This is a genomic window from Sporosarcina sp. UB5 (genome assembly GCF_050859005.1).
Classification (GTDB): domain Bacteria; phylum Bacillota; class Bacilli; order Bacillales_A; family Planococcaceae; genus Sporosarcina.
The window spans coordinates 1,179,961-1,206,116 of sequence record NZ_CP125984.1 but is presented as its reverse complement, the minus strand read 5'-3'; the positions used below and the strand labels follow the sequence as shown (position 1 = coordinate 1,206,116).

The 26,156-nt window shown below is 44.3% G+C and carries 23 protein-coding genes and 1 tRNA gene; 4 read left to right on the top strand and 20 right to left on the bottom strand.

The window, feature by feature from the left end; genetic code table 11:
* Positions 1–96: 96 nt before the first annotated feature.
* The 7 genes from QM454_RS06335 to QM454_RS06305 all read right to left on the bottom strand — a co-directional run bounded on the left by QM454_RS06335 (position 97) and on the right by QM454_RS06305 (position 9,456).
* Positions 97–1,020, bottom strand: coding sequence for a peptidylprolyl isomerase (locus tag QM454_RS06335; RefSeq protein WP_432362991.1), 924 nt, complete (start codon positions 1,018–1,020; stop codon positions 97–99).
* The gene (gene hslO / locus QM454_RS06330) at positions 998–1,885 is read right to left on the bottom strand and encodes an Hsp33 family molecular chaperone HslO (protein WP_432362988.1); all 888 of its coding nucleotides are present in this window, start codon (positions 1,883–1,885) and stop codon (positions 998–1,000) included. Before hslO ends, QM454_RS06335 begins: the two co-directional genes overlap by 23 nt.
* A 16-nt stretch (positions 1,886–1,901) precedes the next feature.
* Entirely contained in the window at positions 1,902–2,666 is a 765-nt protein-coding gene (locus tag QM454_RS06325; protein ID WP_432363886.1) for a type III pantothenate kinase, read from the bottom strand.
* Positions 2,667–2,792: 126 nt separating this feature from the next.
* Positions 2,793–4,826 (bottom strand): ATP-dependent zinc metalloprotease FtsH, encoded by a 2,034-nt coding sequence (gene ftsH / locus QM454_RS06320; RefSeq protein ID WP_432362986.1) that lies wholly within the window; start codon positions 4,824–4,826, stop codon positions 2,793–2,795.
* 222 nt (positions 4,827–5,048) lie between these two features.
* On the bottom strand, positions 5,049–5,591 hold the full coding sequence (hpt, locus tag QM454_RS06315; protein WP_432362984.1) for a hypoxanthine phosphoribosyltransferase: 543 nt from the start codon (positions 5,589–5,591) through the stop codon (positions 5,049–5,051).
* 26 nt (positions 5,592–5,617) lie between these two features.
* Complete coding sequence (tilS, locus tag QM454_RS06310) at positions 5,618–7,003, bottom strand: tRNA lysidine(34) synthetase TilS (RefSeq protein ID WP_432362982.1); 1,386 nt, start codon at positions 7,001–7,003, stop codon at positions 5,618–5,620.
* A gap of 41 nt (positions 7,004–7,044) precedes the next feature.
* Positions 7,045–9,456 (bottom strand): SpoIIE family protein phosphatase, encoded by a 2,412-nt coding sequence (locus tag QM454_RS06305; RefSeq protein ID WP_432362980.1) that lies wholly within the window; start codon positions 9,454–9,456, stop codon positions 7,045–7,047.
* 196 nt (positions 9,457–9,652) lie between these two features.
* Here QM454_RS06305 and QM454_RS06300 point away from each other — a divergent pair.
* Positions 9,653–9,726: transfer RNA gene (locus QM454_RS06300), tRNA-Met, on the top strand.
* 1,014 nt (positions 9,727–10,740) lie between these two features.
* Here the strand turns inward: QM454_RS06300 and QM454_RS06295 are convergent.
* The 9 genes from QM454_RS06295 to QM454_RS06255 form a co-directional block, all read right to left on the bottom strand.
* Positions 10,741–11,160 carry a S1 domain-containing RNA-binding protein gene (locus QM454_RS06295; protein ID WP_432362978.1) on the bottom strand — a complete coding sequence of 140 codons (420 nt, stop codon included), beginning with the start codon at positions 11,158–11,160 and terminating at the stop codon, positions 10,741–10,743.
* A gap of 126 nt (positions 11,161–11,286) precedes the next feature.
* Positions 11,287–11,703, bottom strand: coding sequence for an FtsB family cell division protein (locus QM454_RS06290; protein ID WP_432362975.1), 417 nt, complete (start codon positions 11,701–11,703; stop codon positions 11,287–11,289).
* A gap of 55 nt (positions 11,704–11,758) precedes the next feature.
* On the bottom strand, positions 11,759–12,226 hold the full coding sequence (yabQ, locus tag QM454_RS06285) for a spore cortex biosynthesis protein YabQ (protein ID WP_432362972.1): 468 nt from the start codon (positions 12,224–12,226) through the stop codon (positions 11,759–11,761).
* Positions 12,223–12,519, bottom strand: coding sequence for a sporulation protein YabP (yabP, locus tag QM454_RS06280; protein WP_432362969.1), 297 nt, complete (start codon positions 12,517–12,519; stop codon positions 12,223–12,225). The genes yabQ and yabP overlap by 4 nt, the downstream gene beginning before the upstream one ends.
* Positions 12,520–12,603: 84 nt before the next feature.
* Positions 12,604–12,894: an RNA-binding S4 domain-containing protein gene (locus QM454_RS06275; RefSeq protein WP_432362966.1), complete on the bottom strand. Its 291-nt coding sequence runs from the start codon at positions 12,892–12,894 to the stop codon at positions 12,604–12,606.
* Complete coding sequence (gene mazG / locus QM454_RS06270; RefSeq protein ID WP_432362963.1) at positions 12,891–14,348, bottom strand: nucleoside triphosphate pyrophosphohydrolase; 1,458 nt, start codon at positions 14,346–14,348, stop codon at positions 12,891–12,893. Before mazG ends, QM454_RS06275 begins: the two co-directional genes overlap by 4 nt.
* A gap of 4 nt (positions 14,349–14,352) precedes the next feature.
* The gene (locus QM454_RS06265; protein ID WP_432362960.1) at positions 14,353–15,945 is read right to left on the bottom strand and encodes a putative polysaccharide biosynthesis protein; all 1,593 of its coding nucleotides are present in this window, start codon (positions 15,943–15,945) and stop codon (positions 14,353–14,355) included.
* 96 nt (positions 15,946–16,041) lie between these two features.
* Positions 16,042–17,967 (bottom strand): iron ABC transporter permease, encoded by a 1,926-nt coding sequence (locus QM454_RS06260; protein WP_432363884.1) that lies wholly within the window; start codon positions 17,965–17,967, stop codon positions 16,042–16,044.
* Positions 17,968–18,005: 38 nt separating this feature from the next.
* Complete coding sequence (locus tag QM454_RS06255) at positions 18,006–18,992, bottom strand: ABC transporter substrate-binding protein (RefSeq protein WP_432362958.1); 987 nt, start codon at positions 18,990–18,992, stop codon at positions 18,006–18,008.
* 171 nt (positions 18,993–19,163) lie between these two features.
* On the opposite strand from QM454_RS06255, the gene QM454_RS06250 reads away from it, so the two are divergent.
* Together QM454_RS06250 and QM454_RS06245 are read left to right on the top strand one after the other, a co-directional pair.
* The gene (locus tag QM454_RS06250) at positions 19,164–19,988 is read left to right on the top strand and encodes an ABC transporter ATP-binding protein (protein WP_432362956.1); all 825 of its coding nucleotides are present in this window, start codon (positions 19,164–19,166) and stop codon (positions 19,986–19,988) included.
* Positions 19,975–20,673 carry a hypothetical protein gene (locus QM454_RS06245; RefSeq protein ID WP_432362954.1) on the top strand — a complete coding sequence of 233 codons (699 nt, stop codon included), beginning with the start codon at positions 19,975–19,977 and terminating at the stop codon, positions 20,671–20,673. Before QM454_RS06250 ends, QM454_RS06245 begins: the two co-directional genes overlap by 14 nt.
* Positions 20,674–20,939: 266 nt before the next feature.
* Here the strand turns inward: QM454_RS06245 and QM454_RS06240 are convergent, their stop codons facing one another.
* Positions 20,940–22,160, bottom strand: coding sequence for a helix-turn-helix domain-containing protein (locus tag QM454_RS06240; RefSeq protein WP_432362951.1), 1,221 nt, complete (start codon positions 22,158–22,160; stop codon positions 20,940–20,942).
* 195 nt (positions 22,161–22,355) lie between these two features.
* Between QM454_RS06240 and QM454_RS06235 the strand changes: the two genes are divergently transcribed.
* Positions 22,356–23,603: an MFS transporter gene (locus QM454_RS06235; protein WP_432362948.1), complete on the top strand. Its 1,248-nt coding sequence runs from the start codon at positions 22,356–22,358 to the stop codon at positions 23,601–23,603.
* Positions 23,604–23,740: 137 nt separating this feature from the next.
* Here QM454_RS06235 and QM454_RS06230 read toward each other — a convergent pair whose 3' ends face one another.
* From QM454_RS06230 to spoVT, 3 genes are all read right to left on the bottom strand, one after another.
* A complete protein-coding gene (locus tag QM454_RS06230) occupies positions 23,741–24,919 on the bottom strand; it encodes a hypothetical protein (RefSeq protein ID WP_432362945.1) in 1,179 nt (392 codons plus the stop codon).
* Entirely contained in the window at positions 24,912–25,430 is a 519-nt protein-coding gene (locus QM454_RS06225) for a sigma-70 family RNA polymerase sigma factor (RefSeq protein ID WP_432362942.1), read from the bottom strand. Before QM454_RS06225 ends, QM454_RS06230 begins: the two co-directional genes overlap by 8 nt.
* Positions 25,431–25,584: 154 nt before the next feature.
* The gene (gene spoVT / locus QM454_RS06220; RefSeq protein WP_060205952.1) at positions 25,585–26,121 is read right to left on the bottom strand and encodes a stage V sporulation protein T; all 537 of its coding nucleotides are present in this window, start codon (positions 26,119–26,121) and stop codon (positions 25,585–25,587) included.
* Between the last annotated feature and the right edge of the window lie 35 nt (positions 26,122–26,156).

Sequence of the window (26,156 nt, the reverse complement as noted above, 5' to 3'; positions counted from 1 at the left end):
TACTAACTACCTAATCCTTTCCCTCTTTCCAACTGTATAATCTAAAAAAAGCTGTTAGAACCGCTCTCTTTAAAGAGGACTCTAAACAGCTTCATTTCATTTTCCATAAAACCATTTTGCATCGAATTCTTTCCAAAATGCTTCGGGACTTACGGATTGCGGAATTTGTTCGATCGCAAGCTCACGTCTAATATGATCCTTCACTTCTTCATAAGAGAACATTCTTCCTTCTACCACTTCATTAACCCGAATAATTGCGTATGTACCGTCTTGAAGCTTGACAGCGTCCCCAATCTTACCTTCCTTTAGCTTGGATGCAGCTTTGTAAACTGCGGGGTCTACCGTCTCTGTCTCTGCGTTAATATACCCGATGTCGCCCCCGAGGCTGGCCGACGCAAGGTCAATCGATAACTCTTTTGCCAACGCATCGAAGCTTGACCCTTTTGACAACTCATCCAATGCTTGCTCCGCTTCTTCTTCTGTCGGGACGATAATAACGGAAGTTCGATAGGCAGTTAAAATGTTATAGAGGGATTCATTCTTATCGTAAAAGGCTTTCACGGAAGCGTCGTCTATGACTACGTCATTCGATAGCACTTTCCCAAGAATAAGATTCGCCCTTATTTTTTGTCGAGTTTGCTCAATATCTAAACCCGAGTGCAGACGACCGTCCACTGACGTAATTAACGCAAGTTCAAGTTCAATTTCTTTATCGGTTACTTCAATGCCGGATTTCTTTGCCGCTGTCTCCATCACTTTATGATTAACGAGATCAAGAAGTACTTCCCTCCCGACTGCCCTTTCCATAGCAGTCATCCATTCCGCTCTCGTAATCGCCTCACCCGCAACCGACGCAACCTCCTCATCAGGTTGCTTCGATTTGTCAGGGATAAGCCATCCGATAAACCAGAGGATGTTACTAGTAAAAAGGATACCGATTAAAATAAGTAGCGGCTTCGTTTTCAATCTTCGTTTTTGAGGGACTGTCTCTTGAACGTTACGACTTTGACCGTATTTCATTGATGAATCCTTCAAGTTCTACTTTCGGGAATACATATTTCTCTAAACAGAAGTGGCATTCTGCTTCTGCCTGGCCGTCCTCATCAATCATTTCACGGATTTCTTGTTCACCAAGACCTTTAATTGCGTTCCCGAAACGCTCTTCTGAGCAATTGCATCGGAATGCAACGTCCATGCGCTCGAGGATCTCAACATTCTCTTTCCCTAACACTTCTCCAAGTACTTCCTCAGGCGTCAATCCGCGATCAATCATGCTGGAAATCGGCTCAACGTTCGCAAGCTTCTGCTCAAGCTGACTTATCGTCTCTTCCGTTGCACCCGGCATTACTTGAAGGATGAATCCACCTGCAGCTTTGACCGTATTGTCAGGGTTGACAAGGACACCTAAAGCGACCGCCGAAGGAACTTGTTCTGACACGACGAAATATTGGGTAAAGTCTTCCGCGATTTCACCGGAAATGAGCGGAACTTGTCCTGTGAAAAAATCTCGTAAGCCAAGATCTTTTACTACCGTCAACATCCCTTCCGTGCCGACCGCTCCCCGAACGTCAAGCTTTCCTTGTTCGTTCAAGTCAAAGTGGACATGCGGGTTAGTAATGTATCCTCTTACATCCCCACGCGCGTTTGCATCGACAACAATCGGTCCGGCCGGGCCATTCCCTTCGATTTTCACCGTCAGTTTGTCGTCACCTTTTAGCATCGCTCCCATCATAAGCCCGGCTGTCATCGTACGGCCTAAAGCTGCTGTAGCTATCGGCCATACATTGTGCTTCTTCTGCCCCTCCGCTACTAAATTTGTCGAATTCACTGCGTACGCACGAATCGTACCTTCAAAAGCTAATGCCTTTATTAAATAATCATTCATCTTATTACTACTCCCTTCAAACATTTCGTTCGTAAATTAAATGTAGCCCTTTCAACGTAAGGAAATTGTCTACAATATCAATTACATCCGTCTCACTAGCAATCAACTCAGCAAGGCCACCTGTCGCAATTACAGTCGGCTCTACCTTACTTTGTGCTTTCATTCTCCCAACAATACCTTCCACGAGCCCGACATACCCATAAACGATTCCTGATTGCATCGCGGCTACAGTGTTCTTGCCAATAATATGGTCCGGCCGCGTCAATTCGACACGGGGCAATTTAGATGCTCGGTCGAATAATGCCTCCATAGAAATGCCGATGCCCGGTGCAATCGACCCACCCATATACTCGCCCTTTTCGTTCACATAACAAAATGTCGTCGCAGTACCAAAATCGACGATAATGAGCGGAGAACCATATTCTTGAATCGCAGCAACCGCATTGACAATACGGTCCGCACCCACTTCACGGGGATTTTCGTATTTAATATTTAATCCTGTTTTGACGCCCGGACCAACTATGAGCGGGCGCAAGTTGAAATACTTCCTGCACATCTGCTCAAGCGGAAACATAACCGGTGGAACGACAGAGGAGATGATGATGCCACTTATATCTTCAAACTTGAGTCCAACATGGAAAAATAGTGATTTTACGGACATGGCGTATTCGTCTTCCGTCCTATGCCTGTACGTCTCCAAACGCCAATGGTATTTCAGTTCCCCATTATCATAGACCCCAAAAACGATATTCGTATTTCCTGTATCCAATACTAGAATCATTTTCTTTTCCTCGCTAACATTCGTCATTTTCCAAAACATCATAACACATTAAGTAGAAATAAAAACAGTCGACTGCCTTAAAAAGCAGTCGACTGAAATATTATCCTTTAAAGTTACTTCGTAACATCAATCTCTTCTTTGTTCATCGATTGGAGGAAGGGGTTGATCTCCACCATTCTCCTTCGGAAGATCTCCAGTAGATGGATCTGTAGGCGCGCCTGTCGAATCAGAATAGACGGTGTCTTTTTCGACATTTTCATCCGCATCATTCGCTTTCTTTTCTGAGCCATTTCCATTTTGTTCGTATGGACGCTCCGGCAATGTGCCATGATCTTTCAAGTGATTGATTTGCTCTGCATCCAACGTTTCAACTTCCAGAAGCGTTGTAGCAATCAAATCGAGCAAGTTACGGTTCTCCGTCAGGATTTGAGTTGTGCGCTCATATTGGTCCTTAATGATACGCTGCATTTCCTGATCGATTTCGTATGCAATCGATTCAGAGTAGTTTTGCTCGGAATTGAAGTCTCTTCCAAGGAAGACGTTTCCGCCTTGCGCTGAGCCAAATTGCATCGGTCCGAGCTTTTTACTCATACCGTATTCGGTTACCATAGATCGTGCGATGCCTGTAGCACGTTGGAAGTCGTTATGAGCTCCTGTAGATACTTCCCCAAGTACGATTTCTTCCGCTACACGCCCTCCAAGAAGACCAGCGATTTTATCGAGAAGTTCAGGCTTCGTCATAAAGTAACGGTCCTCTTTCGGCAACATGACCGCGTATCCGCCGGCCTGGCCACGTGGAACAATCGTCACTTTATGGACAGTTTCAGCATCGTCCAACATAAGCCCGACAACGACGTGACCTGCTTCGTGGAATGCGACGATATTTCTTTCCTTTTCGGAAATGACTCGGCTCGTTTTAGCTGGTCCCGCGATTACACGGTCCGTCGCTTCATCGATATCCGCCATGTCAATTTTCGCCTTGCCGCGTCTCGCCGCGACTAGCGCTGCTTCATTCAATAAGTTTTCCAAGTCCGCACCTGAGAATCCTGGAGTACGTTGCGCCAAAGCTTTCATATTAACTGATTCGTCAAGCGGCTTGTTACGCGCATGCACTTTAAGAACCGCTTCACGGCCTTTAACATCCGGACGACCAACAGTAATCTGACGGTCAAAACGTCCCGGACGAAGAAGTGCAGGGTCAAGAATATCCGGACGGTTTGTCGCGGCAACGATAATAATTCCTTCGTTTCCATCGAACCCATCCATTTCAACTAAGAGCTGGTTCAACGTCTGTTCACGTTCGTCATGCCCGCCTCCAAGGCCAGCGCCCCGTTGACGACCAACTGCGTCGATTTCATCGATAAAGATAATACATGGCGCATTCTTTTTCGCATTTTCGAACAAGTCACGGACACGGGATGCCCCGACCCCAACAAACATTTCAACAAAGTCCGAACCGGAGATCGAGAAGAACGGCACTCCAGCTTCACCAGCAACAGCACGCGCCAAAAGTGTCTTACCCGTACCAGGAGGTCCAACTAAAAGGATTCCTTTTGGAATACGCGCTCCAAGTTCAGAAAACTTACGTGAATCTTTTAAGAAATCTACAACTTCTTCAAGTTCGGCTTTCTCTTCATCCGCACCCGCAACGTCTGTGAATCTGACTTTCTTGCGGTCATCGGAATGGAGCTTCGCTTTGCTTTTTCCAAAATTCATCACTCGGCCGCCACCGCCGCCTTGTGCTTGATTTAATAGGAAGAAGAATAGGATGATGATAATAATGAAAGGTACTAATCCTGTGAAGAAGGCTACCCATGCGCTCGTTTCAGGCGCTGGCAGGATTTGAATCTCAGGGTTATTCGCTTCACCGACAGTTTCAATATTTTGAATCGCTTCCAGGACGGAAGTATCGTTCGTCAAAATATTTGTCGTGAATTTTTCTCCCTCTTCATAGCCCTTCATCGTACCTTCAACGGTCAGAACGTTACGGACCGGTTGAAACGATATCGATTCAACATCACCTTTTTTCAGCGATTCATAAAATTCGTCATACCGAATCTCTTGCGTCTTCGGATTCGGGTTATTTAGTGAACTGAAAATCCCCATAATTGCAAGGAAAATCAATCCGTATAGTAGAAAGTATCGAAGTATACGATTCATCCCAAGCCTCCTCATTTCTTTCAACAGAAAACTATTGTAAATCTTATCATATAACAGATTCAATCTACAAAGGAAACGCCTTTCTTTCATGACTAGAAAACGGAATTATCTTTCAACCACGCGTGCTCAAGTCTCAACAATCGAAGATGATAGTATGCCAACTTCGAGCGGAATATGGAAAAAGCTTTCCATCGCCCCTTGTTCAGGTTTGTTGAAAAGCTTTCAGAAAGAGTAGATTTCCTTTTTCAATACACCGATATAAGGCAAGTTCCTATATTTTTCTGCGTAATCAAGCCCATACCCGACAACAAATGCATCTGGTACAAGGAATCCAACATAATCCGCTTTCAAATCCACTTTTCGGCCCGTCGGTTTATCAAGCAACGTGACGATTTTTATGGATTTCGCTTTCCGGTATTTGAAAAGTTCTACTAAATAATTCAATGTCTTACCGCTGTCGATAATATCTTCAATAATTAATACGTCGCGACCTTCTACACTCGTATTCAAGTCTTTGACAATTTTCACTTCGCCGGACGATACTGTTGCATTTCCATAGCTAGATACATCCATGAAGTCCAATTCGATATACGCATCGATTCGTTTGATTAAATCGCTCATGAACGGTAATGCTCCTTTAAGAACACCGATCGCAAGCGGGAATTTATCCTGATAATCCTCAGTCAGTACGGCTCCAAGTTCTGAAATTTTCTCCTGGATTTGCTCCTCTGTAATGAGCACTTCTTCAATATCTTTTTGCAACATGAGTTTCACTCTTTTCCGTAAGATTTTCACTTTGCTTTTACTTTGAATATGTACTTTTCCTGTTCTGTTTTGCTACGCTTGAACTGGACGCCATATCGAACGCCAGGAATGGCGCAAATTTCTCCGTGTGCGGTTGTGACAATAGGCAATCTTCGCCGTTTTTCGGCACCGATTTTTTCATCAATGAACAATCTGGACAAACGTTTCGGTCTCGCCATACCTGGAAGCAGTAATCGATCCCCGTCTTTTCTGCCCCTCACGTAAAGCGGCAAATCGGAGTCAGGTGCGTTAAAATACATCCGTTCTCCAATCTCATCATCGTGTCCGTCCGCGTCGTCCCAATACAGCAGCACATCGCCCCAACTTGTCCATTCACCTTTTTGTAGGACACGAGTGGAAAGATCAGGAATTTCCGTATTTTTCACAATCGAAACGATGCCATACTCCCTTACGAAACGGTAGCCTTTCGGAAGGTCAATAACGACATTTCCCGCGCTTGTAGACAGGTGGTGATGCAGTTCATTTAAAAGTGCCGTATTGTATTCCACAGGTTTGATTTCCCCGAAGTAAAGATAATTCAATAGTAGTGGAATGAAGCGCTTTTGTAAAGCGGTGTGCATGCTTTTAAAAAGATCTGAGGCGAAGGTCGGAAGCCCATTGTTCGTGAAGGTCACGATGGATTCGAAACGTTCCTTCGCCAAGCTATCTAGTAGCAATTCATCTTCCCGAAGTCCAGTCGTCATTTTGACGACATTGAATGCCGCAGAAGGATTTTCTGACAAGAGGGCAGGCGCAACATGACGGCGGAGTCGATTCCGTAAGTATGCGTCGCTTTCATTGCTCGGGTCCTCCCTAAAATGTGCACCTTTTTCCTTCACATACGTAAGAAGTTCTTCCTTCATCGCTGGAAGAAACGGTCTAATGACGGTGCCGCTGTCCGTCGTCCGACTCGCTGGGATACCAAGAGGGACACTTCCCTTTGACATCTGCATAAGCACCGTCTCCAATTGGTCTTCGGCATGATGTGCCGTTGCTAGCACATCATACCCTTCTGCCCGCATTGTTTCGTTGAAAAATGCGTATCTTCCTGAACGACAGATGTCCTGCACATTTCCTCCTTCCTCATTTAAGATAGAGGGTACAGGCACGTTCCCGCCAAAGAATGGAATACCAAGACTTTCACATAGACCTCTCACAAACTTGCCGTCATCCGCAGATTCCTTCCCGCGTAGCATATGGTCGACATGGGCGGCTGCTACTTCAATCTGCAATTTTTCGCTGTTTTTCACCATGAAGTACAAAAGCGCGACTGAATCCACCCCTCCCGAGCACGCGACAAGAACTCGTTGCCCTGATGACAGCAATGTCTCTTTATGAATAAAATCAAGGATCTTCCTTTCAAATGCTTGCATGTTCTGCCCCTCCACGCCGTTTCTTTTCATCTCTCTCTATTCTACCCCAAAACTTTTTCGCGGGAAATATGCCGATTTGTCGGTTTTATTGTCGTCCACTCAGGTAAAACGTGTTCAATTTTCATTACTAATACAGTGCGATCGTCTGCCACAACGCCAAATTTTCTTTCCATCTCTGACATAATTCGGTCTGCTAACGGCTCACATGATAGATGCCCGTATTTATCCAATATGCTATAGATTGCATCTTCCTGTTTTTCAATTGTTACGGACCCGTTGAATACGCCGTCCGTCAACATGACGATAATATCCCCTGATTTTAGCTCTTCATTTGTCGCTTCAACGGAAAATGACGGCAGGAATCCGACAGGAACCGATTTACTGTCGAGCCGGAGGAAATCTCTACCTCGCTTTATATACGTACTCATCGACCCCGCCTTCCAAGACCAAAGACGCCCGTCCTGCAAATCAACCAACGCTAAATCGAGCGTCGCATACATATCATCAAGTCCATTTAAGGACATCATGTAATGCAATGTATGCATCGCTGTTTCAGGATCCATCTTCCGGTCCAAACATTCCCGCATAAGTCGAATCACTTTCCGACTTTCCCGATATGCGTTCATATCGTGCCCCATTCCGTCTGATAGTAAAACAGCGGTAAGACCATCGTGTATCGGGAACACTTCATAAGCGTCTCCCGCATGGAACGCACCTCCCCCGGCTGTCGCCACAATTCCATATTCCATTGAAAATCGGACAGCCGAACAGAACGTAATTTGAATATGAGGGAAAGGGTCTTGCAACGTGACAGCTTTATCTACTTTAAACGGTTCGCGGTAGACTTCCTCCAACAGCGGCAAAATGAGACGTTCTGCTACGGTTGTATCTGTTTCAAAATCCGAACGCCTTTCGGGAGTTGAAATAACGATCCGGCAAGCACCCTTCTCCTCGGATAATATATCGATCTGGTAATATTCAATACCTTGGGACTGCAATTGTTTCCCTAATTCCTCCTCTGCAAGATGGTTAACCGCCAAATCCCCTTTAATATCATTCATAATCTTCTCCAAATGATTGCTCATATCCCTCAGTTGCAATGCAAGCATCTTCCGCCCATGCTGAAGCTGCCCCATAAGAAGATGGTTAGAAGCCGACTCCTCTAACTCGGAAATCAACCCTGAAGAGCGGATGCACTTGTATTTAATCCGTTCCTCAACACGGTGGCGGGCCGCTTTCTTCGTCGCAGAATACGTTCCTTCCCACTCATAAAGCAGACGGGCCATCCCTTCCTCTTTCCCCTCCCAGCATTTTGAATATCGGAAACAGGACTGACAAATCGATGGGATATTTTGTGTATCGCTCCCATCATCCGAAGCGAAGCGATCATTGACGAGATTTGACATGAATTCAGCGAACTGCTGAAAATCGGACAACTGCTCGTCAAGACGATCCGTCAGCCATTGTTGCCGCTTCACCGAGATGTCTTGCTGACTGCTTGGCGTAATCATCCGTCCTATCGGCTCTACTTTCTTTGTTGGAATGAAAAAAAACAGAAGTGTCGCTAAGCCAATCGTTAAGAAATGTGACGTATCAAGCGGCAATGTAAAATCATATAGAAGAAAGAAAACAGATACCGCAAAACCACCTGTCGCAATACCCAATTTCCCGAGTCGTCGGAAAGCACCTGCAAAGAAGCCCGTCATGCCATACACAGCCATCATCCCGGTAAATGACAATTCTGCGACGCCCGCAATCGCGGCGATCATCATCGCAATCGTTGTGGAAAACGGCAATCCTCCGGCAAGCGCAGCTAATAAAATAGTTAGATGTAGAAGCAATCCCGAAATCGAAATCGGACCGACCATGAGATTCCCCATCCCCGTTGTCGCCATAATGCCGACAATACAAACAGCACCGAGACGTTCAGGGGACCAATGACCGAAAAAAATACGCTCACGATGAGGGAAGGCAACAAACAGAAAGAATGTCATAAACAGCGCCAACACCGCTTCGAAACCGATCGATAACTGCACATCGACAGGCGTACTCCCGCTATACATAATGAACTGCCAAAGAACTTGAACGACAATAATCGTCCCTGCAACTGTCAATGGAATGGACTTCCGCGAGAGTGGATGTTTACTCACCACATTAAACAACAGCAGCTGCAATAAATGAATGACTGCTTGTCCGAGCCCTAAAAAAGCCCCTCCCGCTATTCCGCCAATGAACACATAAATGAGATGCTTCCTAAAACGCATTTGCGCCAATGCCCAAATCGGCAAGAAAAAAGGAACCGCCGCATTAAACAAAACAGCTTGCGACAAGAAAAACGTGCTTAGTAAAAAAAACACCGCCATCAATACATACATCTTACGCTTCCCCACCGTATCGAACACATGACGAATCTGCTGGCCTACCGGTCTTTCAAGATTGCCTATCATCTTCATCTCCACATTCCCCCTATGTCTACTTGTTCACGAGTATACATAGGACAAGCGAAAGAATTTGTCTGTTCATGACAAGAGGACCAAAAAATATTTCGACTCAATCCGTAGTCTTTTTCTATTTTCCAACGAGAGGTTGACAGACACCATCGAGCCATGTATTATAAATATTGTCGTTCAAAGACCATTTGAACAACATGGCGGCGTAGCTCAGCTGGCTAGAGCGTTCGGTTCATACCCGAAAGGTCGTGGGTTCGACCCCCTCCGCCGCTATAATGAAATGCGTAGGCGGCCTGCTTAGATGCGACAGGCATAAGAAAACCCGGCGTGTGGCGCTTTTTGCCACTTAGCCGGGTTTTCTTATGACCCCGAGCATCTGGCCGCCGGAGCTAGACAATACGAAATGCGTAGAGCGTCGTTTAGCCTCGACAGGTGCTGGAAGCCTTGAGGTTAAAGGCGCTCTTTGCCTTTAACAACAAGGCTGAAGCATCCCGAGAGGCTGACGCTCGGAGCTAGACAAAACGAAAAGCGGAAACGACCGCTTAGGCCTGACAGGCATAAGAAAACCCAGCGTAGTGGCGCTTTTTGCCACTTAAGCTGGGTTTTCTTATGACCCGAAGGCCTGGTCGTTGGAGCTAGACAATACGAAATGCGTAGAGCGTCCTGTCATACGACAGGAAGCTTTTTTTGAACCCAAAAACGCATAAATCGTTGGAAACACGCATAAAACGAAAAACTCACGCATAAATTCTCCCAAAACCCCATAAACTCTCGGAAACACTCATAAACTCCCGCAGACGCGCATAAACTCTCCCAATCACGCATAAATCCAATTTACTTATTTCATTTCGATCTTCTTATCGAATCTGCTCGATTTTTTCCTTATGATGCGAATTATTGCAGGCAAAATCCGAGAAATTTTCCAGAATGTCAGATCATGTACTCCTCGTCCGAGATGTTTCGCGAATATACGCCACCAGAGTTCTCGTTTATTACAAATAAGTTCTCATTCCAGCTTCAAGAGTTCTCGTTTATTCCAAATAAGCTCTCGTTCTAGCTACTGAACTTCTCGTTCACTCCAAATTAGTTCTCATTCTAGCTTCCAAACTTCTCGTTTACTCCAATTAAGTTCTCATTTTACCCGCCGAAGTGCTCATTCATTCAAAGAATCTTCTCCTTCATTCCAAAAAAAATCTCATTCCAACATAAAAAAACGACCCGACATCTTAAATAGATGTCAGATCGCTCATAAGAGATTCGTTTCCACTAATTGAAACAGCCAGCAAGTTACCCTCTTCTTGCGCCACGGCCACCGCGTTTAGATTCTGTTGCTCTTTTCAAAGTTGAAAGGCGTTCTTCACTGTCTTTCATGAATTTCGCCATCTTTTGCTCAAAATTCTCTGGACGCTCATTATGGCTAGGACGGCCACCACCGTGACGTGGACGTTGAGGGCGTTGAGGACGTTCAGCTTCTGGTTTCGCTTTTCTAATCGATAACCCGATTTTTCCGTCAGTGCCGACATTCATCACTTTCACTTCAACCATATCGCCTACTTTTAGGTGGTCATTAATATCCTTAACATAATTGTCCGCTACTTCACTAATATGGACCAGACCAGTTGAACCGTTCGGCAGTTCGACGAACGCCCCGAAGTTTGTGATCCCTGTAACTTTCCCCTGTAACTTGCTGCCTACTTCAATTGACATAAAAAAAATGCTCCTCCTTAAGATTTAAACGGCTACTTTTCAGAAGCCTTTTTACCATATGGCGAGTCCTGCAAGTGCAAGATCCTTACTTTCATTATAGCCAACAAAAAAAGAGTGTCAATAAGACTACTCTTTTCCGTCATCTTTTTCATCTTTTTTCTTCTTGTTTTCAGGAACAGTAAAGATGATTTCATTTTTATCAGATAAGAAGTACTCTTTCCGTGCAAGCTTGGCAATATAGTCATCGTCATCTAATTTTACAAGCTGTTTTTTGAGTAGCTCTTGCTCTTCTAACACTTCTTCCAACTTAGCGAGCATTTCCACTTTTTGCCGTTCCTTTTCCTGCAGCACTTGCTGTTGTTGAATGTACATATTCGTCAAACCGCCAAGCGCTACGATAGCGATCACTGCATAAATGAAAAGCTTCTTCTTAAGTCGCTTTTTCTGTTTGTTTCTCCAAATTTCCTTTTTACGCAACGAGCGGACATATTCAGTTTCAATCGATGCAACGGTCGTGGATGATTTCCTTTTCCTTTGCTCCATGTCCTGCACTCCCTCTCATTACTTTACGAAATCCGATTAGTCTAGTAATTATACATCATTTCTCATCGGATTTAAAGAGAGATTCATAGACTTTGTTGTAAAGATAGATGAATGGAGTAAGAAGGAAACTAACAATCTTGACAATCACCTTATACAGATAATAGATAATTTTCGCCACGAGTCTAATGATGAACCAAATCGGTTTAATAATTAACATATTAAGGATTCTCCCGACAAATCTAAAAGGCCGGTGGAATACCGAGGCGTATAGGAGCAATCCACAAATTTGGGCAACCGGGTCATACATCCTCCACGCTCCATCCCGAACGATGAAAAGAACGTAGAACGATGCACATCCAATTACTATCCATCCGACTACTTCAATTGGGACCGCGTATTTCCGAATGATCGACTTCTTACCGGTCGCATCCACGCCCGTTCCGATCAAATCCATGAAAACCCCGGCCCCGATGCCTGTCCCAATCATTGCAAGAAGACTAAGAAACTGGACGGAGAGACTCATCCAAATAATTTATGGAGGAAACTACGTGAACCTGAATCTTCTTCGTCATATTGCATCGTGCCAATCGTTCCTTCTAACGTAAGAAGCCCTTTGTCTACATCCAAATGGACGATGCGCAGCTCCTCCCCACGAATTACTAGCACCCCTTGAGATGTCCGGACGATGAACTCCTCTTGGTCAAACCGGTCGATTGTTTTTACAGATGTAAGATCCATTCTTTTTCGATTTCTCATCGTGACGACATGATCCCCCGATGGAATTGCGTATGTTGGATTATCCGTCTGGATTTGCATACTATTCCTCCTTCGCTTGTACGTTCAATGCCATCTTATGCGGATGAATAAAAAAACATGACAGGAAAAATTCCTGTCATGTACTCAATCTTCATCATCAATAAACTCAGGTTCAACCTTGTCCAACTTCTCTTCCTTCACAATCGTAAACATTGAAGCCGCGTCTTCCTTCTTCGTCGATTCCTTTAACATCTCAACTTTTACGGTAACAATCTTTTGTCCAAATCGGATTGCAAGCTCGTCGCCCGGTTTCACGACCGACGATGCTTTGGACACCTTATCATTAATCGTAATCCGGCCTTGATCGGCTACTTGTTTTGCCAATGTCCGGCGTTTAATTAAACGTGACACTTTCAAAAATTTATCTAATCTCATTTCTTTTCTTCCCCCTTCGCCTGTTGCCAAAATTCTTCTAATTCATCAAGCGTATATGCAGAAAATTCCCCTCTGCCGTTCTTTACACTTTGCTCGACAAACGAAAAACGCCGTTTGAATTTCTCATTCGCATGCGCCATCGCTTCTTCGGGTGACAGCTTCAAGAACCTTGACAAGTTGACGAGCGTAAACAGGACGTCACCTAACTCATCTGTCTGGCTCTGCTTCGTTCCATTCGCCACTTCGTCCTTGAATTCCTGCCATTCTTCCTCGAATTTATCGAATGCCCCTGTAATATCCGGCCAATCGAATCCGACCTTCGCCGCTTCCTTTTGATAATTAAATGAAGTGAGCAATGACGAACTATGGCGTGCCTGTCCATCTAAAAGCGACTCAGCTTGTGGCTTCTCGGCTTTCTTGATTTCCTGCCAATTTTGCAATACTTCATCCGAATTTTCCACGTCCCGGTTACCGAACACGTGCGGATGACGCCGGATCATTTTATCGCCGATTGCTTGCAAGACGTCTTCCATTGCAAAATAGCCGTCGTCCTCGCCGATTTGCGCATGTAAAAACACTTGTAGGAGCACATCACCCAATTCCTCGATAATGCCTTCATCGTCCTCTTGATCAATCGCTTCGAGCAACTCATGCGCTTCCTCAATTAAATAACGTTTCAACGATTCATGCGTCTGCTCGCGGTCCCACGGGCAGCCGTCCGGAGCACGCAATGCAGCGATAACTTCTCGGAATGTAGACCAATCCTTCAAACGCCCCTCGCGCTCCATAACCGGTGGCACATACACCGTCGTTAAATTATTAATTTCCGTCTCACGGTCCAACTCAAATAACGGCACCGTCCGAAGCTTTTCCAATGAAGAGCCCGCTGCTGTCACAATCGTCACAGGATGATCGTACGCATACTTCTCCATGAGCGACAGCTTCACTTCGGAAGCGATAAACGCATCATACACTTGGCCGATTAGCACGTGCTGCGTCATCATCACGTCATCACGCTTCATATCGGTACCGTCGAGCAATTGAAATCCTTCAATCGGATCAATCCGAAGCGCTGCAAAAATCGGATCGAGGAAGCTGTTGCCACCCGCGATTTCAAGTTGCACAATTCCAGCACGTTCTTTTTCAATTAATAACTGCACCGTGCGCTCTGCGACAAGTGGATGGCCTGGCACGACATACGTTACTGCCCGCTCTTCCGCTAGCGCAATCAATTTCTCCGTAATTCCCTCATACACTTGCTCAAACGCATCGTTTTCAACATAAATATTATCAAAGCTCTCTATTGCCATACCTTCCGCCCTTAATTCCACAATCGCCGGATGCTGGTCCGTCCGCGCAACGACGAACTCAGCTTCCTTCAGCTTTCGATATGTTCCAAGGGACAGCTGGTCAAGATCCCCGGCGCCAAGGCCGATAATCGTAATTGTATTCATCCATTCACCTTCTATTTTTATTGAGAATTAATTGTACACGGGCCAACCTTTTTCCGAACGGCAGCAAATACCATTCCTTCTCCGCCATTATACGCGATTTCATGACAACGACTAGGAAAACGCCCGCCCCTAAAACAACAGCTGTCAGTGCTGTCAACGTCGCCCCAATTCGGGATGAGACGTTGTCGAATAAAATCCGATCCGCTGTAAACATCCACGGGAAAATAACCGCCGCCATCGCTAGCGTCGCAAGGAAGAGCCAGCCGTAAAAACGAATAGGAGCAAGTCTCATTGGCCATACAGATTTGAAATAAAACAGTAGCCCAACCGCTATCGCCGCAAAGCCAATATTTCCAGCAATCGCTGCTCCCGTTACATCCAACAGCGGAACGAATAGTTGATTCGCAACTATTTTCACGACGAGACCACCTAAAAGCAACAGCGTCGGGATTTTCACTTTGCCAGCTCCTTGCAATATTGCGGTCAACGGCAAAATGAGTGATAGCCAAAAGATTTGAAACGAAAATATGATCAATGCGACAGAACCATTCCGCGTCTCGAACAGCATTTCATTCACGTACGGCAGGACGAACGCAAGCCCGATGGCAGCTGCCCACCCGAATAAAAACGCCGTCCGGAACGTGAGCTGAATGAACGGCTCCGCGCCACGCCCTTCCTGTTTCGCTGCATGATGCGCAATTAGCGGGACGATCGCAAGCGCCAACGTGGAAGCAATTAAAATCCCCATCTGGACGAGCGGCTGCCCACGGTCATACACACCTTTTAGCTCCATGGCTGCGTCAGACATGAATCCTTCCGCAAGAAGAATATTGTATACAGTGAACGAGTCAGCGAGCTGGAATAACAGCAAGATGAGCGAGCTCGCACTGACGCTCAAACTGACGAACGTCAATTCCTTCACGACTCGCCACGTATCTATTTTCAAAAGTGGTCCTTTGAATGCATTCCGGTAATAAAGCGCTAGTATGACAACTCCCGCCGTCTCCCCAACGACCGCTCCCCACATCGCCACTTCACCGGCTGTGTAAAGCGAAGCCCCTGCCCGTACAGCGAGCCACGTACCAATGAGAATGACCGCGACGCGGAACACTTGCTCACCGACATTTGAAACGGCGACAGGCGTCATCTGCCCTTCCGATTGGAATGAACCTTTCAATACTGCTAGCATCGGCATGACGAGCACGATATAAGCACCTGCACGAAGAAGGGAAACAAGTTCAGGATCTCCCATTGCCTGTGCGAAAAACGGAGCAAACGTCATGAGAATGACGAAAAACGATACTGACAATCCGGCCAAGTAGAGAAAGGCGACTCGCTTTATCGCCTTCGCTTCTCCACTGCTTGTGCTACCCGCGAGCAACTTCGATACCGCCACCGCAAAGCCGTACGATGTCCATACGATGAAGATCCCGATGAACGGATACACTTGCTGGTAAATGAAAAAACCTTTATCCCCGACAAGGTTTTGAAACGGAATCCGGTATACCGCCGCCAGCAATTTGACGATGATCGCCGATATCGTCAAAATCGACGCACCTTTCATGAATGTTTTCATATTCCAATCTGCTGAAGACATAACTGCGCCTCTTTCGATGTTTAATAGGTATACTATAGTATACCATCAACGTAAAAACAGCCACACGCTCCGTTGTAAAACGAACGTGTGGCTGTTTCATTTCATTTTCCTTAATAAATACAATAAATACGGCGTGCCAATTAGCGCTACGACAAGTCCACTCGGGATGTCTTTCGGCGCAATCAAAATGCGACCGACAAAATCCGCCGTTACTAAGAGCAAACCGCCGAGCAAGCCCGAAACGATGAGCAGCGGCAAATGGCGGAAACCTACTAATCTACGGGCGATATGAGGTGCCACCAATCCGACGAAGCCAATCGTCCCGACAATCGCGACCCCCGCCGTACTAATTGCCACTCCGATGAGCAATGCCCAGACACGCGTCGATTTTACGGACAATCCAAGCCCAGCCGCCACGTCATCGCCGAATGTCAATGCATCTAAGCTGCGTGTCAAATAGATGGCCGGACCGATGAGCAGAACGAGAAATAATAACGATAGCTGCACATCTTCCCAGCCTTTTCCGTACGTACTGCCTGATAGCCAAACGAGTGCCGCGGCGACCGCCAATTTCGCCTTTACGACAAAAACTTGTGTCGCTGCAGAACCGAACGCCGATATCGCAATCCCCATCAACGCGACAAGCATCGGCTGGAAATTGTTTTTCCATGCCGTCATCATAATGATGCCAAGAGCAATGGCCGCTCCTACTACTGCACCAAGCGGCATATACTGAACAGGGATTGCCGGAATTGCGACCAATAACAACATCGCTCCGGCTCCTCCCATTGAAGTAACGCCTAACACACTTGCATCCGCTAACGGATTCCGTAAGACCCCTTGCAATAAAACACCGGCAAGTGCAAGCATCACTCCAATGATGAATGCCGTGAGCACACGTGGCACACGGAAATTCCAGACGACAGGTTTCATCCAATCGAGCGACCACGCCATTCCGTTATAGGAAAATGCCAATGCAAAGACAGCGACGATCAAAACAGTGACAATCGAAATGACGATCGGCAGTTTGACCGGCTTCAATGCACCACCCATTTGGCGATCGCCTTTCGTATGTGACTTCGCCGTCTTCCAAGCTAAATAGAGCAGCCAAGGTCCGCCAGCTAATGCTGTCATCGCACCGACAGGCACTTCCTGGCCCGGCTGAATCAACCGGCCGAGCACATCTGCCCCAATCATCATTACACTGCCCCATAAGAACGATTGGAGAAAGATTTGCAAATGGCCACGGACGCCTAACATCCTAACGATATGCGGGGCCATTAAACCGATGAACCCGATCGGACCGACGACACTGACCGTCGTCGCCGCAAGCAAAATCGCGGCCGCCCATGCCATCAATTTAACGAAATGGACATTTTGCCCAAGCGACGATGCAACATCTTCACCTAACGACAAAATATCCATCGGCTTCGCAATACCTAACGCGGCAATGAACAAAACGATAATCATCGGACCCGCAAACGTCACGCCGCTCCAATTCAACTGCACAAGCGTACCCGATCCCCATAAAAAGAGGCCGTTCGTCTGATTCTCGAACAACAGTTGCAACGATCCTGTCATGGAAGCAAACAGCAAGGAGATAATCATCCCAGTTAAAGCTACTCGCACAGGTTCCATCTGCTTCCCAGCCAGAACGACGACGAGGACGGACGAAAGCACCGCACCCGCAAGTGCAACTAAAAACGGAAAATTGCCGAGCAATGATGGAAAGAAGATCATCGAAACGACAACAAAGAAATACGCACCAGCATTAATGCCAAGCGTGCTTGCAGACGCCAGCGGGTTATTCGTCAACGTCTGTAAAATAGCACCCGCAACAGCGAGTGCACCACCCGCTAAAATACCGATCGCTAAACGCGGCAGCCGGAGAGAAAGCACGATATCTTGAATGCGTCCCTCCACCCAAACTTCCTTCAACAGTTGGGAAACTGTGTACTCAGCTTGGCCTTGCGTCAGGTGAATGAAGGATAAAACGACCAACAGGAAAAGACCGCTGAACATAACGAACAACGATCTTTTCCTCGAAGCCTTTCCCGCCATTATTTATTAACCATCGTATCGACGATTTTGTTCAGTAATGTTTCAGCTGACAGCGGACCTCCATACAACCAAGTATCTCCACCGAGGTTAAATAGTCGGTCTTCTTTTACGAAATCCAAGTTTTTCCAAACGGCATTGTCTTTCAACTGCTTTTCGTATACATTGTCTTCTTCTTGCACCGTATACAAATAGTTTGCATCCTCGTATTTCGTCAACCCTTCGACATTAAATGTACTCGATCCGAACACTTCGAACTGATCTGGTACGTGCACATTTTTCAAGCCGATTTTTTCAATGATTTGAGAAGCCATTGAATTTGGCGTGAATACACGAATTTCAGGAGCTTGCGGACCAGTGTAAGCAAGCGTCAAGATGACGTCCTTCGTTTTCAAATTAGCTTTTTCAATTTCAGCTTTCGCTTCCTCGTATTTATCATCTAAGTGCGCCAACACTTTTTCAGCTTCATCCGTCTTGTCTACAGCTATCGCAATTTCATTAAAAGTCGTTGTCATTTCTTTGTACAAGTCAATTGATTCATCTGACGGATACGGGTTGAAGATGACTGTTGGAGCGATTTTCTCCAAATCCTTCAGTATCGCATCGTGACGGAAGCTGACCCCGATAATCAAATCCGGTTCAATTGCAGCGATTGCTTCCAAATTCGGCTCTTGCCGCCCGCCTACATCAACGACGTCATCGCTCAATTCCGCATCGATATTCACCCAGTTATGATATTCCTGGATGTCCGCCATACCTGCAGGCTGCACGCCGAGTGCAAGCAGATCTTCTGCGTACGTCCATTCAAGCACGACGACTTTTTTCGCAGGCTTATCAAGTGTCACTTCACCGTTCGATCCGACGATTGTTACACTGTTTTCCGACGATTCGCTAGATGTGCCCTTCTCTTCTGTTTTTTTCGATGAACAGCCAGCTACTAAAATCATACTAAGAGCCAGCAATAAAAAAGCTTTCATATACTTATTCATGTAGTTCCCTCCACACTGATAATCATTATCAATTAGTAGTGTAATCTTTTATACTCTCATTTGTAAAGTACTTTTTAATATTGATTATCATTCTCAATTACTTGAGAATATGATATGCTTCTTAGTATTGAGTTCATTCCTTTAGGATAAATGAAACGGAGGCATTCTCTTATGCACCCTACTATAAATACGAAAAATCTTTCTATCGGCTATGAAAATCATCTTCTTTTCGAGAATTTGAATTTGGCAATTCCACGTGGCGAGATTACCGTCTTTGTCGGAAGCAACGGTTGTGGAAAATCGACATTACTCCGTTCGATCGCCCGTTTGTTGAAGCCTTCGGACGGCTCGGTCTTGCTAGAAGGAAAAGATATTCATTCCATGTCTTCCCGAAGTGTCGCGAAGAAGATGGGCATTCTTCCCCAAGGACCCGTCTCACCTGAAGGATTGACGGTTCACGATCTTGTCAAACAAGGCCGCTATCCGCACCAATCATGGCTTTCCCGCTGGACAGCGGAAGATACGAAAAAAGTTGAAGCCGCGATGGAAGCGACGAAGATCAGCGACTTGCGCGACCAGGCAATTGATACATTATCAGGCGGTCAACGTCAGCGTGCGTGGATTGCGATGACGCTTGCCCAAGACACGGACGTCATTCTGTTGGATGAGCCTACAACATATCTCGACATGACTCATCAAATCGAAATTTTAGATCTTTTATTCGAGTTGAATGAACAGAAAGGCCGCACAATCGTCATGGTGCTCCATGATCTTAATTTAGCTTCCCGTTATGCCCATAATATCGTCGCTATTAAAGATGGAGGCGTTTACGCGCAAGGCAGACCGGAGAATATCATTACTTGCGATCTCGTCCGCGCGGTGTTCGGCATGGAATGTCAAGTGACGACGGATCCCCTTTTCGGAACGCCACATTGCGTTCCATACGGCCGTGGACGCTGCGTCATGCAGGAAGGAAAAAGCAATGCAGGTGCTTAAGCTGAATGAAGAGCACATTGCATCGTTAGAACGATTTGGCGTGTTTCTGAACAGGCAGCCTAATGCATTCTCGAATGCTCAAGCTATCTTGTCGGAAACGGCAAGCGTAAAATTGTTTTCGGAAATTCAAACATTAACTGGAGCGCCGACAGATGCTGTAGCGGCTTCTATCTATATGAGAAGGCACGGTTTCTTCATAGCAGGAATGCTGCATATGCTCAGCAAATTCAACTTGCTCTTTACCGGGAAGTTGGAGGAAGTCTCGTTATTCATCGAAAACGGAACGATCCAGTTTTCCATCCCGCCCGATTCATTCGATGAAGTCCGAGACCGGCACGAAGCAATCAGTTCCGTTCTTGGAGTATATGGGCATCCAGTCATCGAATATTTGAGCAAGCGCGCGCATATTTCCAAGCTGATTCTTTGGGAGAATGTATGGGGGTATGTGCTTTGGATGTATTCCATGCTTCTCAACGAGGATTGCACTTATGCGCAAGGTGACCTTGATTACTTATTGGAAGATGAAACTTGGAAGCCACATATGAGGCGCTCACCATTCAAACAATATTTACAGAATGAAGAGGCACTTGCCGCCATGGCAAACTACAAACGGACGACTTGCTGCTTATTAAAGGAACTGCCCGACACGGAGAAATGTCCGTATTGTCCGTTAAATAGAACATAAAACAGCCTACACGACCGGTTTTTTTCTGGTACGTGAAGGCTGTTTTTTATTGTTTCATTTGCTACGCGGGCAACTCTGGAAGCTCGCTACTTCCTCCAATAAACATTTTCTCTTTTTTGTTTAATACCAAGAAGGCCAATAGGTTTGGAAAAGAAACAAAAACTCGATACAGTTAAAAGCCCCTAAGCATGATTTTTAATTGATTAGGGGCTCTCACTTCTGTTTTATGCTTTTGGAAAAGGGAAGCGATTCTGCCCTACCCATATTTAAAGTCTTTTTATCATGCTATATGTCTCCATTATGAAATCCTTATAAGGGGTTCGTGGCATGCTTGCTATATTTTCTACCGCTATTTCAATCGCATGGTTGGCTTCCTTTTTATTCCCTAAAGCCATATGGCAAAGAGCTGCATAAGCGTCCTTCTCGTAAAGAATTGATAAATCAAATGGATGGTGTGCGTAGTCTGGTATGCTCACTTTATCTAAACATTCCAGCGCCTCTTCGTATCTTCCAAAACCATAAAGCGCCTTGCCTTTCTCTTGCATAAAGGAATAAGAAGTGTGCGATTCGTCAATTCCATGGTTATCATGATGCACTTGGATAAGCTCCAACGCTTCCCCATAGTCCTTTTCATAAGTAGTTAAGTAATGGATTTTTATAAAGTTTGTAAAAGGAATTGCGTCCCGATCGTCGGCAAACTCTCCATAGTTCAATATTTTACGCTCATAATACTGAATAGAGCTTACATCTTTATTCATCATTGCATTCACAATTGCCAGCTGATACAAGTGGACGATGCGATAGAAGATCTGCTGTTCCTTAGAAAACTTTATCCCTTCATCCATGATTCGGACAGCCTCTTCGGAATTGCCGACTGCAAATTGAAGAAGTGACTCCCAATAATCAAAATCGAGACGGGTAATAGGTTCAATGAGCCCATTTCGTTCTTCGATTTTAGTACGTTCACCCAAAAGCAATGAAAGGGAAGCATCGTACTCACGCTTAGTGTACTTCACGATAGACTGGAAAATGCCGATAGCAGAAAGGCGACTCGTTAAATTTAGTTGCTCATAAAGGTTAGCCGCCTTATCTATCCACTCATTCCAGCCGTCCTTTTTAGCATAATAAAGGGAACGTCCATACAACTCCAACAATCTAGCAGCTTCATACCCCTGGTCCAACCTATCCTGATACGGACTGACAGCAGCAATAATTTGCTTATATTTATCCTCCGATTCACCAGTAAAGATATTTTCCACTGTCTTTAATACTTCCCGTAACTCCTGTGGATGTACATCCTCCAATAGATCGGACACTTTGACCCCAAGACGCTCCGCAATGTATGAAAGACTTTCCATCGACGGCTTCGATTTATTGTTCTCAATATAGCTCATCATTGCCTTTGTCATCTGTTCTCCCGCCAAAGCATCCAAAGTCATCTTCCTCTGTTTTCGTATCGCCCTGATCCGTTCACCTAAAGTACTCAACAAGAACACCCCTCTTTTCATCCAAGTTAAATTATACTTAACTTTTTCTTGTAACGAAAGTAAATGCGTGCTATTATTTTGTTAAATTAAATTTAACTTTCGAAAAGGAGGATATGGTTTGGATATCTTTTAATCACTAGATGGTATTAAGAAGAGCGTACGAATGGACTGAAATGATTACAAAGGGGAATCTGTATGGGGAGAAACTATTTTATTTATATTCTTAGCACAATTGTTGTATCGCTAGGTGGTATGGTTTATACATTTTCAATTTCGTATTTTATTTTACAGGAGACAGGATCTGCGCTGTACTTTTCCATCAATACTGCAATTATAAGTATTGGGGCCATTGTTGCTTTACCAATATCCGGAGTAATGGTAGATAGCATGAACAGGAAAAAGATTGTCCTGTCTTTTGAGGCGCTATCTGCGTTGACGTTATTTCTACTATCTTTGTATATTGCCATTTTCGGCTTTAATATTTATGCACTTTTCTTCATCACGGCAGTTCGGTCAGTTATTACTCCCGTTATATTCAATGCTTTCGAAGCGAGCATGACACAATTGTTCGATAAGGAAAACATTCAAAAGACACTTGGTAAGATTACGATGTATAAAACGACAATCATGCTTTTAGGCCCCATTATAGCGGGAATCATTTATGGCTTCTTAACATTACAATCGATGATTCTTGTTTTCTTTATTATGCAAATGATATCTCTGTTTTTGAATTTTTTCTTGAAATTTAGCGAACAGAAATTTGAAGTGATTAATGAGCGAGAAAGCTTTGAAAACTGGTTCAAAACTTTTTGGGACAAAATCAGCTTTGGCTATCGATTTATCTTAAAATCGGATGTGTTAAAACAGTTATTAATATTATCGGTCGTGATTAACGCTGTGGGCGCTGCAAGTTTTAGCGTTTTACCAGAAACCATCATGATTAAAGAATTGAATTTCACCCCACAACAGGTCGGAATCGTAAGCACCATCTTTGTTGTTGGATCACTAGTAGGAAGTCTACTATTATCGAAAAAGAAAATTACAAGTCCTCTTAACGTAGTGAAGTATGCCTTCATCGTCGTTGCTCTGTTCTTACTCTCATTTACATTGCCTGCTTATGTCGAGATGAATACGGTCACATCAATGGCTTATATCGCGTTGATTGGTTTATCGATGGCACTTGTTTTCCAATTCATATCAATTCCAATGTCAGCGTATATGCAAAAGACGATTCCTGACGAGTTTAAAGGCAGAGTATTTTCAATCAACGGCACATTAAGCATGATCCTGATGCCGATAGGAACAATCATCTATGGCGCCTTATACGAAAAAGGCATCTATTTCCCGGTCAACTTATTTTCCTCAATAATCATTGTAGCAGTCGTATTCTTTACCTTAAAACCATTCATAGTAGCGAAAAGTGCTATAGAGTATACTCAATAGTTTATTCTTCAACGTACCAACAACCAAAAAAACAGAGCAATAGCCGAATTGGCTACGTGCTCTTTTTTTCAGGTATGAATGAACTTTATTTTGAAAAGTTTTATCCCATTAACGCGCAAATAATCTACGATTTGCATTTATGGTTGTTTCCAGGGATTCGGAATATCTTTCATTTCTGGATTTCCCCATAGTTCTGGTCCAGGATAACTTATATATAAATAAAGATCTTTATTAGGAACTTGTGTTGTTGCTTTTATTATTTGACCCGTCTCCTCTGAGTAGATAAAACGATCGTTTTCATCTTCATGCGTTGAAGAAATAAATTTAAATCCATCATAATGAGTAAATAATTCGTCAAAGTAATCTTTATCTATTTTTATTAATACAATTGAACTTAATTTATCATTATAAAATTGGAAACTCGCTAGCCCATCATAATTTATGAGGAAATCAGAATCACTTCCATCAGCTTGCCCGATTATATAATTATTACCCAATCGTTCAATTACTTTTGATGGCGAGTCACTTAATGTTACTCCGTGAATATATAGGTAACCTTCTTTTTCAGAGAATGTGGGTTTAGCGAAATCTATATCCATGTTGGTTGAATAAAGGTGTTGATTTTTGATATTCTGTTGCGTCATATATAGATATTCTGCTTCTTTTCCCCACTGATCCGGTCCAACATGAAATAGGGATAAGTTTAGATTTCCATCCATAGACATCGTTGATGCATGCAGTATATGAGAAGTCTCCTTGGAGTAGAAAAAACGATTATCATTATCAAGATACCGATGAATTATAAATTTAAACCCACCGTAGTCATTAAATAATTTGTCAAAGTAATCTTCATCTACATTCATGAATACGATTGAATCTAATTGATCTTCTATAAAAAAGAATTTCGCCTGACCATCATAATTTATTATAACGTCTGCCTCACTATTATCCTCTTGCACAATTGTAAAATTCTCACCTAAGACTTCGATTACTTTTGATTGGGAGTCACCTAATGTTACGCCTTCAAGAAAAAATAACCCTTGTTCTTCGGAGAATATAGGTTTTGATAAATCTATGTCTATTTTCGCTGGAGACGGTTGGTCGGCTACAGATGGTTCATTTTCAGTCAATACTTCGTTTAAGACAAAAATCATTGCGCTCATTGTTACTACAGCGGCAATTACTGCATATCTCCAATTATGTTTTGGTCTTTTTGGTCTTTTTGATCTGTTTTGGATCTCATCTACAACGTTTCGCATAACCCTTTTTTTACTTTCCGTTAAATCTTTCACTTCAGTAGGAATGAATTTATCCATTTAACAGTACCTCCCATTCAATTCCTATCAGCTGATTTCTTAACAGTTCCCTACCGCGTCGTAATCGGGTTTTGACTGTGTTTTCAGGAATGGATAATAGACTTGCAATCGCAACGATCGTCATTTCGTGAAAATAAAAGTATATGAGAACCTCTCGTTGTTTTATAGGCAATTGAAGAATTGCTTCTCCGATTAGTGTTTCTTCATCCTTTCTAACCAATTCATCAGGATTCATTGTGGTTTTTGATAGGAATAATTTGTTTTGCAACTTTACTTTTCTATAGGTCCAGCTTTTCAAGTAATCTTTACTTTTATTAATCGTCATTTTCGTTAAAAAAGCCTTTACTTCGCCTCGTTCTTCGTAATTATGTTGGCTGTTGTAAAACTTTATGAATACTTCCTGCACAATGTCTTCTGCTGCTTGGAGATCTTTTACGTAATAATAGGCTAGCCGAATTAAATACTCCGTGTATTGAAACATTAATTCTTTTATTTCATTCGTACCTGTCACAGCTTCAACCCCTTTCCCTATATACTAAACGATTCTCAAGCTGCCAAGGTTTGTTTTTTCGGAATTATTACGAAGTTATTCGTTCGAGGCTATTGCCGACAAACAAAAAACAGCCTACCCGTACCGATTCTATTCGGTACGGGCAGGCTGTTTTTCATTGTTCCATCTGTTTCGCCAAAAAATGCGCGGCGGTTTCTGCTGCTTTTTGTTCGGCTTCCCCGATGAAATGGACTTTCGATAGCAAATAAACTGCGCCAATTGTGTCCCCGCCCGCTACGATTGGGGCGATGCAATAGGACTTCACTTGCTCGACTTGTCCAGGCACCCATTCCACTGCCTTTTCAAGCTTTTCCGTTACAATAGTGCGGCCCTTTAAAATATCCTCCACGTCCGGAGCCAATTGGCGGTTCAAATAATCTTTTTTCGATAATCCGGATACGGCGATCATTTCATCTCTGTCACTGATCAGGGCAGGTGTTCCGAGGGTTTCGTATAGTGTTTCTGCGTACTCTTTCGCAAATTGACCGAGCTCGGAAATAGGGGAATACTTCTTTAAAATGACCTCGCCATCCCTGTCGGTGAAAATTTCAAGCGGATCTCCTTCACGTATGCGAAGCGTTCGTCTAATTTCCTTCGGGATGACCACCCTCCCTAGATCATCAATTCTGCGCACGATTCCTGTTGCTTTCATGCATGATGCCTCACTTTCCAAAAATTAAAACCGTC

Coding starts and splice junctions, on each gene's coding strand:
- mazG (WP_432362963.1), bottom strand. CDS start 14,348: ATGAATACAATTACGATTATCGGCCTTGGCGCCGGGGATCTTGACCAG.
- QM454_RS06250 (WP_432362956.1), top strand. CDS start 19,164: ATGCACCCTACTATAAATACGAAAAATCTTTCTATCGGCTATGAAAAT.
- QM454_RS06325 (WP_432363886.1), bottom strand. CDS start 2,666: ATGATTCTAGTATTGGATACAGGAAATACGAATATCGTTTTTGGGGTC.
- QM454_RS06245 (WP_432362954.1), top strand. CDS start 19,975: ATGCAGGTGCTTAAGCTGAATGAAGAGCACATTGCATCGTTAGAACGA.
- hslO (WP_432362988.1), bottom strand. CDS start 1,885: ATGAATGATTATTTAATAAAGGCATTAGCTTTTGAAGGTACGATTCGT.
- QM454_RS06255 (WP_432362958.1), bottom strand. CDS start 18,992: ATGAATAAGTATATGAAAGCTTTTTTATTGCTGGCTCTTAGTATGATT.
- QM454_RS06305 (WP_432362980.1), bottom strand. CDS start 9,456: ATGAAGATGATAGGCAATCTTGAAAGACCGGTAGGCCAGCAGATTCGT.
- yabP (WP_432362969.1), bottom strand. CDS start 12,519: ATGCAAATCCAGACGGATAATCCAACATACGCAATTCCATCGGGGGAT.
- QM454_RS06295 (WP_432362978.1), bottom strand. CDS start 11,160: ATGTCAATTGAAGTAGGCAGCAAGTTACAGGGGAAAGTTACAGGGATC.
- QM454_RS06230 (WP_432362945.1), bottom strand. CDS start 24,919: ATGGATAAATTCATTCCTACTGAAGTGAAAGATTTAACGGAAAGTAAA.
- ftsH (WP_432362986.1), bottom strand. CDS start 4,826: ATGAATCGTATACTTCGATACTTTCTACTATACGGATTGATTTTCCTT.
- QM454_RS06290 (WP_432362975.1), bottom strand. CDS start 11,703: ATGGAGCAAAGGAAAAGGAAATCATCCACGACCGTTGCATCGATTGAA.
- yabQ (WP_432362972.1), bottom strand. CDS start 12,226: ATGAGTCTCTCCGTCCAGTTTCTTAGTCTTCTTGCAATGATTGGGACA.
- hpt (WP_432362984.1), bottom strand. CDS start 5,591: ATGTTGCAAAAAGATATTGAAGAAGTGCTCATTACAGAGGAGCAAATC.
- QM454_RS06265 (WP_432362960.1), bottom strand. CDS start 15,945: ATGTCTTCAGCAGATTGGAATATGAAAACATTCATGAAAGGTGCGTCG.
- tilS (WP_432362982.1), bottom strand. CDS start 7,003: ATGCAAGCATTTGAAAGGAAGATCCTTGATTTTATTCATAAAGAGACA.
- QM454_RS06260 (WP_432363884.1), bottom strand. CDS start 17,967: ATGTTCAGCGGTCTTTTCCTGTTGGTCGTTTTATCCTTCATTCACCTG.
- QM454_RS06335 (WP_432362991.1), bottom strand. CDS start 1,020: ATGAAATACGGTCAAAGTCGTAACGTTCAAGAGACAGTCCCTCAAAAA.
- spoVT (WP_060205952.1), bottom strand. CDS start 26,121: ATGAAAGCAACAGGAATCGTGCGCAGAATTGATGATCTAGGGAGGGTG.
- QM454_RS06235 (WP_432362948.1), top strand. CDS start 22,356: ATGGGGAGAAACTATTTTATTTATATTCTTAGCACAATTGTTGTATCG.
- QM454_RS06275 (WP_432362966.1), bottom strand. CDS start 12,894: ATGAGATTAGATAAATTTTTGAAAGTGTCACGTTTAATTAAACGCCGG.